Here is a 14,140-nt window from a genome sequence, read left to right as displayed (position 1 = left end):
CGGGGTTCCACCTCGACACTGATCGCCACGGCAAGAGCCCTCGTCCAGGCACTGGACGGGGGCTCTTTGCCGTCCCCGGCGGTCGATAAGGTGGGTGCGTTCCCCAACCGCGTACGGACAACATCACAGGAGCGGCCATGAGCGCTTTGACCCCCGCTGGAGGCGACACCGCGGCGGGCCGTTCCTGGCCGAGCGTGCTGAACGGGCTGCTCGAGGGGCACGACCAGAGCGCCGACGACACCGCGTGGGCGATGGACCGCATCATGAGCGGCGAGGCGACCGACGCGCAGATCGCCGCCTTCGTGGTCGCGCTGCGCGCCAAGGGCGAGACCGTCGAGGAGATCACCGGTCTGGTCCGCGCCATGTACGAGCACGCCAACACCATCGAGGTGCCCGGCGAGACCGTCGACATCGTCGGCACGGGCGGCGACGGCGCGAAGACCGTCAACATCTCCACCATGTCCGCCATCGTGATCGCCGGCGCCGGGACCAAGGTCGTCAAGCACGGCAACCGGGCGGCCTCGTCCGCCTCCGGCTCCTCGGACGTCCTGGAGAAGCTCGGCGTCAATCTGGACCTGACACCGGCCCGCGTCCCCCAGGTGGCCGAGGAGGCGGGCATCACCTTCTGCTTCGCCGTCAAGTTCCACCCGGCGCTGCGGTACGCGGGCGCGGCCCGCGGCCAGATCGGCATCCGTACGGTCTTCAACCTGCTCGGCCCGCTGACCAACCCGGCCCGGGTGAGCGCCCAGGCCGTCGGGGTCGCCGATCCGCGGATGGCGCCGGTGGTCGCCGGGGTCTTCGCCGAGCGCGGCAACTCCTCGCTGGTCTTCCGCGGCGACGACGGCCTCGACGAGCTGACCATCACCGGGACCTCCCGGGTCTGGGTGGTGCGCGACGGAGCCGTGCGCGAGGAGGTCTTCGACCCGCGCGACGTCGGCATCGAGCCGGTCGGCATCGAGGCGCTGCGCGGCGGCGACCCGTCGTTCAACGCCGAGGTCGCCCGGCGCATCCTCGACGGGGAGCGCGGGCCGGTGCGCGACGCCGTGCTGCTGAACTCCGCCGCCGCGCTCGTCGCCGTACGCCCCGGCGGCGGCACGCTCGTCGAGCAGATCAGGGCCGGCATGGAGCGGGCCGCCGAGTCGATCGACTCCGGCGCCGCGAAGGCCACCCTGGAGCGGTGGGTCGTCGCCAGCAACCGCTGAGTGTGACGCAGGGCGCAGTCCTTCCTGTCTCAGGAGCTGGACTGCGCCCTTGCCATTCGGGACACGTATGGCAGGATTCTCCACAAGGTCATGAGTGACAGCGATCGAGGCCCCAGCCCGCTGTCCGGCAACCCTCCGTCCGTGGCGGGGTGCCCTGGGTGAAGACCAGGCCGTAGGCAGCGAGGTCTATGGCAAGCGCGGACCCCTGCACACCCTGGGGTCCTGGTCCTCAAGGGAGCAGTCTCGTGAGCAAGCGAATGCGATAGGGCGTTTCGGCCCCGCCTCTGCCTACCCGTTCCACCTTTTCTTTCCATGCCGTCGAGCCCTGTTCCGTAGCGCTCAGACGTGGCTCCGGCATGGTCAATTCGCTTACCTCGCCAGGGAGTTCAGCCATGTCTGTTGCCGTTGACGCCGCCGCCTGTACCGAGACCGTCGCTCCGCTTCCCGTGCTCGGCCGGGACGTCACCGTGCCGCTCGTCACCGGTGGCGAGGTGACCTACGCGGCCCTCGACTACGCCGCCAGCGCGCCCGCCCTGCAGCGGGTGTGGGACGACGTCGCCGCGTACGTCCCGTACTACGGCAGCGTGCACCGCGGCGCCGGGTACCTCTCGCAGCTCTCCACCGACCTCTTCGAGAACTCCCGTACGACGGTCGCCGAGTTCCTGGACTGCCGCGACGGCGACCAGGTCGTCTTCACCCGCTCGACCACCGACTCCCTCAACCTGCTCGCCGCCGCGCTCCCCGCCGACTGCCAGGTCTTCGTCTTCGAGACCGAGCACCACGCCTCGCTGCTGCCGTGGCGCGACGCGCGGGTCACCTACCTCAACGCCCCGCGCACCCCGGACGAGGCCGTCGCCACGCTGGAGCGGGCCCTTGCCGACCGCGACCCCTACGGGCCGGCCCTCGTGTGCGTCACCGGCGCCTCCAACGTCACCGGTGAGCTCTGGCCGGTGCGCGAGCTGGCGGCGGCCGCTCACGCGCACGGTGCCCGCATCGTGCTCGACGCCGCCCAGCTCGCGCCCCACCACCCCGTCTCCGTCCAGGACCTCGACGTCGACTGGGTCGCCTTCTCCGGGCACAAGCTGTACGCGCCGTTCGGCTCCGGCGTGCTCGCCGGCCGCTCCGACTGGCTGACCGAGGCCGAGCCGTACCTCGCCGGCGGCGGCGCCTCCCGCAAGGTCGCCCGGCGCACGGACGGCGGCGTGGACGTCGAGTGGCATGAGAACGCCGCCCGGCACGAGGCCGGTTCGCCGAATGTCATCGGCGTCTACTCCATCGCCTCCGCCTGCAAGGCGCTGACCGAGGCCGGGTTCGACAGCCTCGTCGCGCGGGAGCAGCACCTGATCCGCACGGTGCGCGACGGGCTGGCCGCCGTGCCCGAGGTGAAGGTGCTGTCCCTGTTCGGGGACGACGCCCCGCGCGTCGGCGTCATCTCGTTCGTGGTGGAGGGCTGGAACTCCTCGCACTTCGCCGCCGCGCTCTCCGCCGAGTACGGGATCGGCGTCCGTGACGGCCTCTTCTGCGCCCACCCGCTGGTCCGCACGCTGCTCGGCTCCGACCCGCAGACGCAGGGCGAGTGCGGGGCGCCCGAGGCGGCGCCCGGTGAGAAGTCGCTGAACGCGATCCGGGTCAGCTTCGGTGCCGGTACGCCCGACGAGCACGTCGAGCGGTTCGTCGCCGCCGTCACCGAGCTGGTCCGGGACGGCGCCGCGTGGAGCTACCGCACCGAGCAGGGGCGGTGTGTTCCGGCGTCGTAGGGCCCGGCCCTTTTTTGAAAGCCGCGGTCGCGTCTGCCTGGTTGGTGAGCAGGTGCGTCCGCGGCTTTCGTCGTGGCTGGTCGCGCAGTTCCCCGCGCTCCTTACGGGGTGCTGCTAGCCGTCCAGGCCGATGGAGAAGGCGGCTTCCAGGTCGTGCTGGGAGTAGGTGCGGAACGCCACGTGGGTGTCCGTGGCCTCGACGCCCGGGATCTTGCTGATGCTGCCGGGGATGATGTCCGCGAGGTCGTCGTGGCGGGCGACCCGGACCATGGCGATCAGGTCGTAGGTGCCGGTGACGGAGAAGACCTCGCTGACGCTGTCCAGAGCCGCGATCGACTCGGCGATCTCGGGGATCCGGTCCACGCTGGTCTTGATGAGCACGATCGCGGTGATCACGGCTGGCTGTCTCCCTCGGTGGCCGTGGCATGGGTCGGCTCAACCTTAGCCCGGCTCCTGTAGCGCACCCACGCGTAGAGGAACCCCAGGGAGAAGCCCACGAGGTGCGCCAGATAGGCGACCGCCGGGCCCTGGGTGTCCTGGCCCGCGGCCGCCCACTGGAGCGCCACCCAGAACGGCAGCACCACCCAGGCCGGAAAGCGCAGCGGCAGGAAGAGGAGGAACGGGAACAGGCTCGTCACGCGTGCGTCCGGGAAGAGATAGAGGAAGGCGCCCAGGACCGCCGAGATCGCCCCGGAGGCCCCGACCAGGCTCTGGTCGGAGTCGACGTGGGCGGCCGCGTACGCGAACAGCGCCAGATACCCGGTGATCAGGTAGAAGAGCGCGTACTGGACGCGGCCCATGCGCTCCTCGACCATCGCGCCGAAGACATAGAGGAACAGCATGTTGCCGAGCAGGTGCAGCCAGCTGCCGTGCACGAACAGAGCGGTGAGGGGAGTGAGGGCGGCCCGCGCCGATCCCGCGAAGAGTTCGGTGGGGACCACGCCCCAGCGGTCGAAGTAGGCGGCCTGTTCCGTGAGCAGCCGGGCACCCGTGCCGTAGGTGGGGTTGAAGCCCGAGGCGGGGGAGAGCACGAAGACCGCACAGCACAGCGCGATGATTCCGTACGTGACCGGGGCCGGATGCCCTCTGAGGAATGCGGTCACTTTTCCGAATTTTCCGGTCGCGTCGCGCCCGTCGCCGATCATGGGAAGAGCATGACGCAAGGCGGGGAGCGGGCGGCGTACGGCAGGCCGTAGGGTTACGGGCAATACAGCAAGCACCACGCACCACGCCGTGCACGCGCGAGGAAGAGATGCTCTGAGATGACGGTTCCCCTGCCGACCGCCACCACCCGCTGGCGCTGCACGCTGTGCGGCAACCTGACGCGGTTCGACGTGACGCGCTCCTCGAAGGTCGTCGAGTACGTCCACCTCGACCTGGCCGGTGAGCCGAAGGTCGAGGAACGCGACGTGGTCAGTGAGACCATCGAGTCGGTCCGCTGCCGCTGGTGCAACGCGGTGGACCAGGTGGAGCTCGTCGACAGGCCGGGCACCGACTCCTGACGGAGCCGGTGCACTCGAGACAGTTGGGGTGACGGATGGCGCAGAGCACGGGCGGGGAGGCCAAAGACCCTGAGCAGGCCGCCGCCGAGGTGCTCGACCGGCCGCTGCCCGAAGGCGTACGGCGTCGGGTCGTGCAGATCGTCTCGGACGGTTTCGGCGGGCTGACCATCGGCGAACTTCCCGCACAATTGCGGCAGTATGCCCGCTTCACCCCCACGCGGCGGGCCAAGTTCGCGGGCAACGCCATGGCCGCCGCCGTGGAGAGCGACACGATCTTCCGGCAGCGGATCGCCGAGCGGTTCCGTGAGGCGCAGCCCGAGCTGGCGGGCGCCCTGGAGTCCGGCTCGCCGCCGCCCGCCGCCGATCCCCTCGACGTCGCCGCCGCCGCGTACGTGCTGCGGCCCACCGGCTGGGTCAAGCTCGTCGCCGCCGCCGGCGAGGAGGCGCAGCGCGCCGACGCCGAGCGCGCCGACGAGGAGACCCGCGCCGAGCTGGAGAGCCTGCGGGCCCAGCTCGCCGAGGCGCAGACCCAGACCAGGACCGAGACGGAACGGTTGCGCGCCGAGCTGGACGCGGCCCGGCGCGAGGCCGACGCCGTGCACCGCAAGCTGCGCTCCGCCCAGAGCGACGTCAAGCGCGGTGAGGCCGCGGTGCGCAAGGCGCGCGGTGAGATCGACGCGGCGCGGGCCGAGGCACAGGCGCAGGTGTCGGCCGCGGAGAGCGAGTCGCGGCGGCTGAAGGGGCGGCTCGGCGAGGTCGAGGCGGCCCTGGAGGCGTCCCGGCGCGCGGCCCGCGAAGGGCGCAGCGTCGAGGACATGCGCGTACGGCTGCTCCTGGACACCGTGCTCGACGCCGCCCAGGGGCTGCGCCGCGAGCTGGCGCTGCCGCCGGTGTCGGCGCGGCCCGCCGACTCCGTGGACGCCGTGGAGCCGGGGAAGATGACCCCGAAGGACATCGCGGCGCGCGCCCTGCACGAGCACGACCCGGCGATCCTGGACCAGTTGCTGGCGCTGCCGCAGGCCCATCTCGTGGTCGACGGCTACAACGTCACGAAGACCGGCTATCCGACGATGCCGCTGGAGAAGCAGCGGCTGCGGCTGCTCGGCTCGCTCTCGCAGCTGGCCGCGCAGACCGGCGCCGAGGTGACCTGTGTCTTCGACGGGGCGGAGCTGGCCGCGCCGGTGCTGCTCGCGCCGCCGCGCGGGGTCCGGGTGCTGTTCTCCAAGGCGGGTGTCACGGCCGACGAGTTGATCCGGCAGCTGGTGCGCGCCGAGCCGCCCGGCCGGCCGGTGATCGTCGTCTCCACGGACCGCGAGGTCGCCGACGGGGTGGCGAAGGCGGGAGCCCGTCCGGTTGCGTCCGTCATGCTGCTGAAACGCCTCTCCCGGGGCTGATGTCCGCATTCGGTGGAGCCGCAACCTCCGTTCCACTTGCCCGAATTGGCGAAACCTTCACGCAACGTAGCGTCAAAGCGACATCACTGCATGTGAGTTGAGTGCAAAGAATGCAGTGGGTGACCGAGATTTTTCCCGACAGGATTTGAACTGATCACAAGAAGGTCACTAGGGTCGAGCCTCGAACCTCCGCTCGGTTGATCACTCACATGAGGTGAGTGGCGGTGGAGGGGCACCGCCCATCGGGTGTTCTTTGGGCGGCTGGAGGAAGAAGGAGCTCGCCTTCGTGGCGTCCCACCGTCGACCCAAGCAGCCGAGCCGCACCCGTGTGACCGTGCTCACCGCGACCGCCGCCGCTGCCGTGGCCCTCACGTCGCAGGCGGCCAACGCCGCGCCCAAGCCCGACAAGAGCGAGGTCAAGGCCAAGGTCGACAAGCTCTACGAAGAGGCGGGGAAGGCCACCGACCTCTACAACGGGGCCAAGGAGAAGCAGAAGAAGCTCGAGAAGGAGATCGGCGACCTCCAGGACAAGGTCGCCCGCGAGCAGGACGAGCTCAACCAACTGCGCACCGGCATCGGCACGATGGCCAGTGAGCAGTACCGCTCCGGCGGCATCGACTCCTCGGTCCAGCTCTTCCTCTCCGCCGACCCGGACGACTACCTCGACAAGGCCTCCACGCTCGACGCGCTCTCCGCGCAGCAGCTGGAGTCGCTGAAGAAGGTCCAGGCGAAGCAGCGCACGCTCGCCCAGGAGCGCGCCGAGGCCGCCGAGAAGCTCAAGGACCTCGCGGACACCCGCACCGAGCTCGGCAAGAAGAAGAAGGAAGTCCAGGGCAAGCTGAGCGAGGCGCAGAAGCTGCTCAACTCCCTGACCGCCGCCGAGCGTCAGAAGATGGCCGACGCCGAGACCCGCGCCAGCCGCTCCTCCGCGAGCCGCGTCGACCTCGGCAACGAGGCGGCCGCCTCCAAGTACGGCGCCGCCGCCCTGAGCGCCGCGGCCACCCAGCTCGGCAAGCCGTACGTCTCCGGCGGCACCGGCCCCAATTCGTACGACTGCTCGGGCCTGACCCAGTACGCGTACAACGTGGCCGGCGTCGGCATCACCCGGACCACGTACACGCAGCAGAACGACGGCACCAAGATAGGCATGAGCCAGCTCAAGCCCGGTGACCTCGTCTTCTTCAACAACCTCGCGCACGTCGGCCTGTACGCCGGCAACGGCCAGGTGCTGCACGCCCCGCACCCCGGTGCCGTCGTCCGCTACGAGTCGATGAGCACGATCGGTTCGTTCCAGTTCGGCGTCCGCATCTGATCCTCGTACCAACGGCCTGAGGAGATCGGAAAACGCGCCCGTTCGGGCGAATCCCGACACCTTTCGCTGACCCCGCGCCCCGCCCATGACCTGCGTCAGAGGCGGGGCGCAGCTGTGTGCGGCCCGTGAAGGGTCTTTGGTGAGGGGGTGGTTGCGCGGCTACTGTCGGCCCGCACTTCCCCCGAGCACGAGCATGGGGGACCGTCAGCGGAAGGGGAGCTGTCGCCCGTGGGGTCCCATCGCCGTACAGCGCACTCTCGGCAGTCAGGGTTCGACCTCGGGACGCGTGTCACCGTCCTGACCGTGGCCGCGGCGGGAGCCGTCGCCGCGCTCGGCGCCGCTCCCGCGGGGGCCGCGCCGCAGGACAAGCCCGCCGACACCAAGGCGGAGGTGGACCGCCTCTACGAGCAGGCGGAGCAGGCCACCGAGTCCTTCAACAAGGCGGACGAGCGCGCCGACCGGCTCCGCAAGGACCTGGCCAGGACCCAGGACGAGGTGGCCCGCGGGCAGGAGCGGATCAACAGGATGCGGCAGGCGCTCGGCATGGTGGCCGGCGCGCAGTACCGCACCGGCGGCATGGATCCCTCGCTCGTCCTGATGCTCTCCTCCGACCCCGAGGGCTATCTCGACCGGGCCGGCACGATGGACCGGATCAGCGCCCGGCAGGCCGACGACCTGGCGGAACTCCAGGAGGCCCAGCGGCAGTCGGCGCAGCAGCGGGCCGAGGCCCAGCGGCAGCTCGCCGAGCTGGACCGCAGCCGCAAGGCCGTGGCCCGGCACAAGCACACCGTCGAGAAGAAGCTGGCCAAGGCGCGGCGGCTGCTCAACTCCATGACCGGCCCCGACCGGGCCGCGTTCGAGCGGGCCTCGCGCGGCGGCGCCCGCCCCGATCTCGCGGGCGCGGGCCCGGCGTCCTCCTCGCGGGCCGCCGCGGCCCTGGCCGCCGCGCAGTCCGCGCTCGGCAAGCCCTACGTCTGGGGGGCCAACGGACCCTCCGGGTTCGACTGTTCGGGCCTGACCCAGTGGTCGTACGCGCAGGCGGGCGTCGGCCTGCCGCGCACCTCGCAGGCGCAGCGGTACGCGGGGCAGCAGGTGTCCCTGTCGCAGGCCCGCCCCGGTGATCTGGTCACCTACCGGAACGACGCCAGCCACGTCGGCATCTACGCGGGCAACGGGCAGGTGATCCACGCGCCCTACCCGGGCGCCGCGGTCCGCTACGACCCCGTCGGCATGATGCCCGTCTCATCCGTGACCCGGCCGTAGGCGCCTTCGGCCCGGACCGCCGTACGATCGGCAGGATGGCTGGTCGTCGGCGTGCGATGAGCAGGGCGGGCTCCTTCGTGGCGCTCGGCGCCCTGCTCGCCGCCATGTCCGCCTGCGGCGGCGGGGACGGAGCGCCGTCGGACGCCCGCTCGACGGCCGTGCAGCACGTCCTGGACCGGCGGGCCGCGGCGGTCGTCGCGGGGGACACGGCGGCGTACCGGGCCACCGGCGACGCGGACCCGGCCCTCCTGTCCGACCTCGCGGAGGTCCCGCTCGACGGCTGGAGCTACCGGCTCACCCGGCTCGGCCGCACCGAGCACGCCCGCGCCACCGCCACCGCCGAACTGCGCTACCGCGTCGAGGGCTACGACAAGGCCCCCGTCGTCACCGAGCGCACCCTCACGCTCCGCCTGCGGACCGGGCACTGGTACGTCACCGACGACCGGCCCGCGAAGAAGTCCGCGGACCAGCTCTGGGACCAGGGCCGGGTGACGGTGGTGAAGGGCGAGCACAGCCTGGTCCTCGGGGTGGGCCAGCGCCGCTCGGCGCTGCGCTCCTACGCCGACGACGCCGACGACGCGGTGCCCGCCGTGGACAGCGCGTGGGGCACCGACTGGGCGCGGCGGGTGGTCGTCGTGGTCCCCAAGTCGCTGGACGGCATGGGCGAGTTGCTGGGCGCGCCGGCCTCCGGCTATCAGGGCATCGCGGCCGTCACGACCGGTGAGGCGGGCGGCTCGCGCACCGCGCCCGCGGACCGGGTGATCATCAACCCCGAGGCGTACAGCGTGCTCGGGTACTTCGGCAAGCAGGTCGTCCTCACCCACGAGACGACGCACGTGGCGACGCGGGCGCACACCTCGGCGGCGACCCCGCTGTGGCTGTCGGAGGGGTACGCGGACTGGGCCGGCTACCGCGGCAGCGGCCGCACCCCGGCCCAGGCCGCGCCCGAGCTGCAGCGCGCGGTACGCGGCGGCTCGGCCCCCGGCACGCTCCCGGACGACGCCGACTTCGGCTTCAGCGGCGACTCCGCCGACCTCGCGCAGGCCTACGAGTCCGGCTGGCTGGCCTGCCGGATGATCGCCGACGACTGGGGCGAGGAGAAGCTCAACGCCTTCTACAAGGCGGTCGGCGGCCACCGGCAGCGCGCCGGGGCCGTGGACGCCGCGGCGCAGAGCGTGCTCGGCGTCGACGAGCGGGAGCTCGTGGCGCGCTGGCGGTCCTACGTGCGGGACGAGCTGGGCTGACCGGTCAGCCCGGGAGCGTGCTGAGGGCTTCCCGCAGCCAGGCCCGCTCGGCCCGGCCCGTCGCCCGCGCCACCTCCAGCATGCCGCGCCGGAACAGGTCGTCGGGCTCCTCCGCGCGCACCGGCCGGCCCTCCGCGTCGTAGAAGAAGCTCGCGGGGGTCTCCAGGAAGTCCAGGCGGCGGCGCAGGACGGCGGCCTGCTCGGCGGGGTCGGACAGATGGCGCAGGAACGCCAGGAGCGTGTTGAAGCGGGTGTGGTCGCTGATCTCGATGTCCTTCGGCCGGCGCAGGCGGTCGAGGAGGTCCGCGCGGCCCGCGTCGGTGAGCGTGAGTACCCGCCGCTGGGCCGCGCGCGTGCCGGGCACCGTGTGCTCGACGAGCCTGCCCGCCTTCACCAGCCGGGCGATCGCCGGGTAGAGCGCGCCGTCGCTGACCGGACGGACATGGCCGTGCAGCGCCTTGATGCGCTCCTTCAACTCATAGCCGTGCAGCGGCCGTTCACAGAGGAAGCCGAGAATCGGCAGCTCCAGCACGCGGCCTCCGGTGGGAATTGTGAATGCGGGGACGCCCATGCTACCTCTTTTCGAGGTAATCAATACCTCTAAAAGAGGCATGGGGGCTGTCGGGATGGGATCAGGGGCGGGAATGACGGACACCGAACACCGCAGAACACTCATCGGGCTGGCACGGCCCGTCTACTTCTCGCTGCTCGCCTCCGTGGCGGCCGGGATCATCAACACCGTGTGGGTGGCCCGGCTCGGGGGCGACGCCGTCGCCGCCGTGGCCGTCGCCACGAACGTGGAGAACGTGCTGCTCGGCGTGGCCCTCGTCTTCGGCTCCGGCGCGACCGTGCTGGTGGCCCACGCGCGGGGCGCCGGGGACCCGGGCGCGGTGCGGGCCGCGGCGCGCGGCGGGGCCGGGCTGTGCGCGCTGATCGTGCCGGTCGTCGTGGCCGGCGGCTGGCTGTTCCGGTCGGACCTGGCGCGGCTGGTGCTGGGCGGCGGGGACGAGCAGGGCGCGCTGCGGCTCGCCACCTCGTACTTCGCGGTCTCCATGCCCGGCATGGCCGTCTTCTTCGCGCAGCAGCTCGTCGACGGGCTCCTCAAGGGCGCGGGCGACACCCGCACCCCGATGCGGCTGGCCCTGCTCGCCAACGGCCTGATCCTCGTCCTGGACCCGCTGCTCATCCACGCGTACGGGGTCGTGGGCGCCGCCGTCGCCACGGTGGCGGCCCGGCTCGTCGCCCTGGCCGTGGGGGTCGTGGTGCTGCGGCGCGACCCGGTGCTGCGGGCAGCCCGCACGGCGACCGTGGGGGAGCGCCCGGCCGCCTCCGTGCGGCGCACCCTGCGCACCGGCCTGCCCATGTCCGCCGACTTCACCGTGCGGCAGACGGGCGCGCTCGCGCTGATCGCGGTCGTGGCGCGGCTCGGGGTGACGTCGGTGGCCGCGTACGCCGTCGCCTACAAGATCCTCTACCTCGCGACGATGGCCGCCTACGCGGTGCGCCAGGCCGCCTCCATCCACACCGCGCACCGCCGGGGCGCGGGCCGCGACGAGCGCCGCGCCATCGGGCGGCAGGCGGTCCTGGTGGCCGGGGCGGCGGGGCTCGCCGCGGCCGGGCTCTTCCTCGTGCTCGCGCCGTGGCTGCCGCGGGCGTTCGGGGCGCCGCACGCCGTCACCGCCGAGGCCGCCCTGTTCCTGCGCTGCGTGGGCCCGTACCTGGTGCTGATGGCCGCCTTCATCGCGCTGGGCGGTGTCTTCGAGGGCAGCGGGGGAGCGGGCCGGGTGCTGCGGGTGACGCTGCTCGGGACCGCCCTGCAACTCCCGTGCGCCCTCTGGCTGTCAGAGCTCTGGGGGCTGCCCGGGGTGTGCGCCGCGCTCGGGGCCGCCATGGCCGTGCAGTGCGCGGCCCTGCTGTTCCTGGCCCGGCGGGCGACGGCTCAGGAGCCGATCACCGAGTTCTCACGGGTGGCCTGAGCGGGAAGCGGGCTGCGCTCGGCGCGGCGCGGTTCGGTCACCGTCGCCCGCCACAGGCGGCGGCAGGCCGACAGGGACGCCACGACCAGCAGGCCGTTGCGGACCAGCAGCAGGGTGAGCCCCAGCGCGTCGCTCGCGACCACGTGCGAGAACCAGATCGGGAACTCCAGGAAGGTGACGAACGTGGCCGCGAGCACCAGCCACACCGGCAGCGCCATCCGGCTCTCACGGAACAGCAGACAGACCGCCGCGAGCCCGACCAGCCACAGCATGTACTGCGGGCTGATGACCCGGCTGGTGGTCGTGAACAGCAGCACCGCCGTGAGCGCCGCGTCGGCGAGCGTGGCCGGTCCCCAGGCGCGTGCCTTGAGCCGCCACAGCAGCAGCCAGCCGAAGGCGAGCGCGGTCAGCACCTGCGCGAACATGCTCACCAGGTCCACGTACGGGCCGAGGAACTCCACCGAGCCGTAGTTCAGCTGCACCGTGCCCGACCAGCCGAACTGCCGTGCCACATGGAAGACGAGCGAGCCCAGCGACTCGACCTCGGTGCCCCGGTCCCGCTGGAAGGTCAGGAAGGCCATCGCGCCCGGCATCGCGATCATGAAGGCCAGGATCAGCCCGCCCGCCGTCAGCGCGGCCGCGCCCCACGACTCCCGGGTGGCCCGGCCGCGCCGGGTGCCGAGCAGCAGCAGCGCGGGCCAGACCTTCAGCATCGCGCCGATCGCGGCCAGCACCCCCGCGGCCTTCGGGTGCCGGGCGGCGGCGAGCAGCGCGGCGACCGCGACGGCGGTGACCATCACGTCGTAGCGCGCGTAGACGGTCTGTCCGAGCAGCGGCAGGCCGACGACCCACACCCACACCCCGCGCCGCGACGCGTACGGCCGGCCGGACAGGTGGAGCAGCATCAGGAAGACGACCGCGTCCGCCAGGAAGGCGAGCAGGAAGAACGCGGAGGCGTATTCGAGGAACGGCAGCAGGGCCGGCGAGAGGATCGCGACCGCCGCGGCCGGCGGGTACTGCCACGTCACGTCGTCCAGAGGGAACGTTCCGGTACGCAGAATGTCGAACCAGCCGTGGTAGATCACCGAGACATCGCTGGTCACGTCCGGTCCGGGGACGACGATGACCTTGAAGACGCAGAGCAGGAGCAGGGTCCTGGTCAGAGCCCAGGTGAACAGGAGTGCGGAGGGATTTCGCGTCTTCATTCGACTCATCATGCCGGGGGGAACTGTGCCGTGGCCATGGAACCCGGCGGCGTGGCGCGATCCGAGGGCCCGGTTCGGTACTGTCGGCGGCGATGCACCAGACAAACAAGACGCTGCTCGTGACGAACGACTTCCCGCCCCGCCCCGGTGGTATCCAGGCGTTCCTGCACAACATGGCGCTGAGGCTCGATCCCGAGCAGCTCGTCGTGTACGCCTCCACGTGGAAGCACGGCCGGGAGGGCGCCGAGGCGACCGCGGCCTTCGACGCCGAGCAGCCGTTCACCGTCGTACGCGACCGTACGACGATGCTCCTGCCGACGCCGCGCGTGACCCGGCGCGCGGTGGGCCTGCTGAAGGAGCACGGCTGTACGTCCGTGTGGTTCGGGGCGGCCGCGCCGCTCGGGCTGATGGGTTCCGCGCTGCGCAGGGCGGGCGCGCGGCGGCTCGTCGCGACGACGCACGGGCACGAGGCGGGGTGGGCCCAGCTGCCCGCCTCCCGCCAACTGCTGCGCAGGATCGGCGAGTCGACGGACTGCATCACGTACCTGGGCGAGTACACGCGCTCCCGGATCGCCGCCGCGCTGACGCCCGAGGCCGCGGCGCGCATGGTCCAACTGCCGCCCGGGGTCGACGAGAAGACCTTCCATCCCGGATCGGGAGGGGACGCGGTCCGGGGCCGGCTCGGGCTCGCCGACCGGCCCGTCGTCGTGTGCGTCTCGCGGCTCGTGCCGCGCAAGGGGCAGGACACGCTGATCCTGGCCATGCCGCGGATTCTGGCCGCCGTGCCGGATGCGGTGCTGCTGATCGTCGGGGGCGGGCCGTACGAGAAGGAGCTGCGGCGGCTCGTCGCGGAGACCGGGGTCTCCGACTCCGTGCACTTCACGGGCGCGGTGCCGTGGGCGGAGCTTCCGGCGCACTACGGCGCCGGTGACGTGTTCGCCATGCCGTGCCGGACGCGGCGCGGGGGCCTGGACGTCGAGGGGCTCGGCATCGTCTATCTGGAGGCCTCCGCCACCGGGTTGCCCGTGGTCGCCGGGGACTCCGGCGGGGCGCCGGACGCCGTGCTCGACGGGGAGACGGGGTGGGTCGTCCGGGGTGGCTCGCCCGAGGCGGCGGCGGATCGGGTGGTGCCGTTGTTGCTCGATGCCGAGTTGCGGGCCCGGATGGGGGAGCGGGGGCGCGCCTGGGTGGAGGAGAAGTGGCGCTGGGACCTGCTCGCCGAACGCCTGCGGGAGCTGTTGTAACCCGGGTTCGCCTTCGGGTTCGCCTTCGGGTGCGGCTCCGG

The 14,140-nt window shown here is 72.3% G+C and carries 13 protein-coding genes and 1 riboswitch; of the genes, 9 read left to right on the top strand and 4 right to left on the bottom strand.

Features of this window, described 5'->3' with window-relative positions:
* The first annotated feature begins 137 nt into the window (after positions 1-137).
* Both trpD and K377_RS04650 read left to right on the top strand, forming a co-directional pair.
* Complete coding sequence (gene trpD / locus K377_RS04655) at positions 138-1,202, top strand: anthranilate phosphoribosyltransferase (RefSeq protein WP_111661840.1); 1,065 nt, start codon at positions 138-140, stop codon at positions 1,200-1,202.
* 86 nt (positions 1,203-1,288) lie between these two features.
* Positions 1,289-1,406, top strand: a riboswitch (SAM riboswitch).
* Between the two features lie 188 nt (positions 1,407-1,594).
* Positions 1,595-2,959, top strand: coding sequence for an aminotransferase class V-fold PLP-dependent enzyme (locus K377_RS04650; RefSeq protein ID WP_111661839.1), 1,365 nt, complete (start codon positions 1,595-1,597; stop codon positions 2,957-2,959).
* A 114-nt stretch (positions 2,960-3,073) separates the two neighbouring features.
* Here K377_RS04650 and K377_RS04645 read toward each other — a convergent pair whose 3' ends face one another.
* Together K377_RS04645 and K377_RS04640 are read right to left on the bottom strand one after the other, a co-directional pair.
* On the bottom strand, positions 3,074-3,355 hold the full coding sequence (locus K377_RS04645) for an Lrp/AsnC family transcriptional regulator (RefSeq protein ID WP_111661838.1): 282 nt from the start codon (positions 3,353-3,355) through the stop codon (positions 3,074-3,076).
* Positions 3,352-4,104: a rhomboid family intramembrane serine protease gene (locus K377_RS04640; RefSeq protein WP_111661837.1), complete on the bottom strand. Its 753-nt coding sequence runs from the start codon at positions 4,102-4,104 to the stop codon at positions 3,352-3,354. Before K377_RS04640 ends, K377_RS04645 begins: the two co-directional genes overlap by 4 nt.
* Before the next feature lie 117 nt (positions 4,105-4,221).
* Here K377_RS04640 and K377_RS04635 point away from each other — a divergent pair, with 117 nt between their 5' ends.
* The 5 genes from K377_RS04635 (at position 4,222) to K377_RS04615 (ending at position 9,674) form a co-directional block, all read left to right on the top strand.
* Positions 4,222-4,461, top strand: coding sequence for a hypothetical protein (locus K377_RS04635; protein WP_111661836.1), 240 nt, complete (start codon positions 4,222-4,224; stop codon positions 4,459-4,461).
* Between the two features lie 35 nt (positions 4,462-4,496).
* Positions 4,497-5,855: an NYN domain-containing protein gene (locus K377_RS04630; RefSeq protein ID WP_111661835.1), complete on the top strand. Its 1,359-nt coding sequence runs from the start codon at positions 4,497-4,499 to the stop codon at positions 5,853-5,855.
* Between the two features lie 286 nt (positions 5,856-6,141).
* Positions 6,142-7,167 (top strand): NlpC/P60 family protein, encoded by a 1,026-nt coding sequence (locus K377_RS04625; protein ID WP_181512478.1) that lies wholly within the window; start codon positions 6,142-6,144, stop codon positions 7,165-7,167.
* 228 nt (positions 7,168-7,395) lie between these two features.
* Positions 7,396-8,430 carry an NlpC/P60 family protein gene (locus K377_RS04620; protein ID WP_111661834.1) on the top strand — a complete coding sequence of 345 codons (1,035 nt, stop codon included), beginning with the start codon at positions 7,396-7,398 and terminating at the stop codon, positions 8,428-8,430.
* Between the two features lie 35 nt (positions 8,431-8,465).
* On the top strand, positions 8,466-9,674 hold the full coding sequence (locus tag K377_RS04615) for a hypothetical protein (protein WP_111661833.1): 1,209 nt from the start codon (positions 8,466-8,468) through the stop codon (positions 9,672-9,674).
* 4 nt (positions 9,675-9,678) lie between these two features.
* Here K377_RS04615 and K377_RS04610 read toward each other — a convergent pair whose 3' ends face one another.
* Positions 9,679-10,206, bottom strand: a complete 528-nt coding sequence (locus K377_RS04610; protein WP_111661832.1) for a PadR family transcriptional regulator — start codon at positions 10,204-10,206, stop codon at positions 9,679-9,681.
* Positions 10,207-10,318: 112 nt separating this feature from the next.
* On the opposite strand from K377_RS04610, the gene K377_RS04605 reads away from it, so the two are divergent.
* Positions 10,319-11,650, top strand: coding sequence for an MATE family efflux transporter (locus tag K377_RS04605; RefSeq protein WP_111661831.1), 1,332 nt, complete (start codon positions 10,319-10,321; stop codon positions 11,648-11,650).
* On the opposite strand, the gene K377_RS04600 is transcribed toward K377_RS04605, so the two are convergent.
* Complete coding sequence (locus K377_RS04600) at positions 11,614-12,855, bottom strand: glycosyltransferase family 87 protein (RefSeq protein ID WP_111661830.1); 1,242 nt, start codon at positions 12,853-12,855, stop codon at positions 11,614-11,616. The two genes, K377_RS04605 and K377_RS04600, sit on opposite strands and share 37 nt — an antisense overlap.
* Positions 12,856-12,947: 92 nt before the next feature.
* On the opposite strand from K377_RS04600, the gene K377_RS04595 reads away from it, so the two are divergent.
* On the top strand, positions 12,948-14,099 hold the full coding sequence (locus tag K377_RS04595; protein WP_111661829.1) for a glycosyltransferase family 4 protein: 1,152 nt from the start codon (positions 12,948-12,950) through the stop codon (positions 14,097-14,099).
* Positions 14,100-14,140: the final 41 nt, after the last annotated feature.

This window comes from Streptomyces sp. PsTaAH-137 (genome assembly GCF_003259365.1).
Lineage (GTDB): Bacteria > Actinomycetota > Actinomycetes > Streptomycetales > Streptomycetaceae > Streptomyces.
The sequence above is the reverse complement of the archived record's forward strand: the minus strand, read 5'-3'. Positions and strand labels throughout refer to the sequence as shown.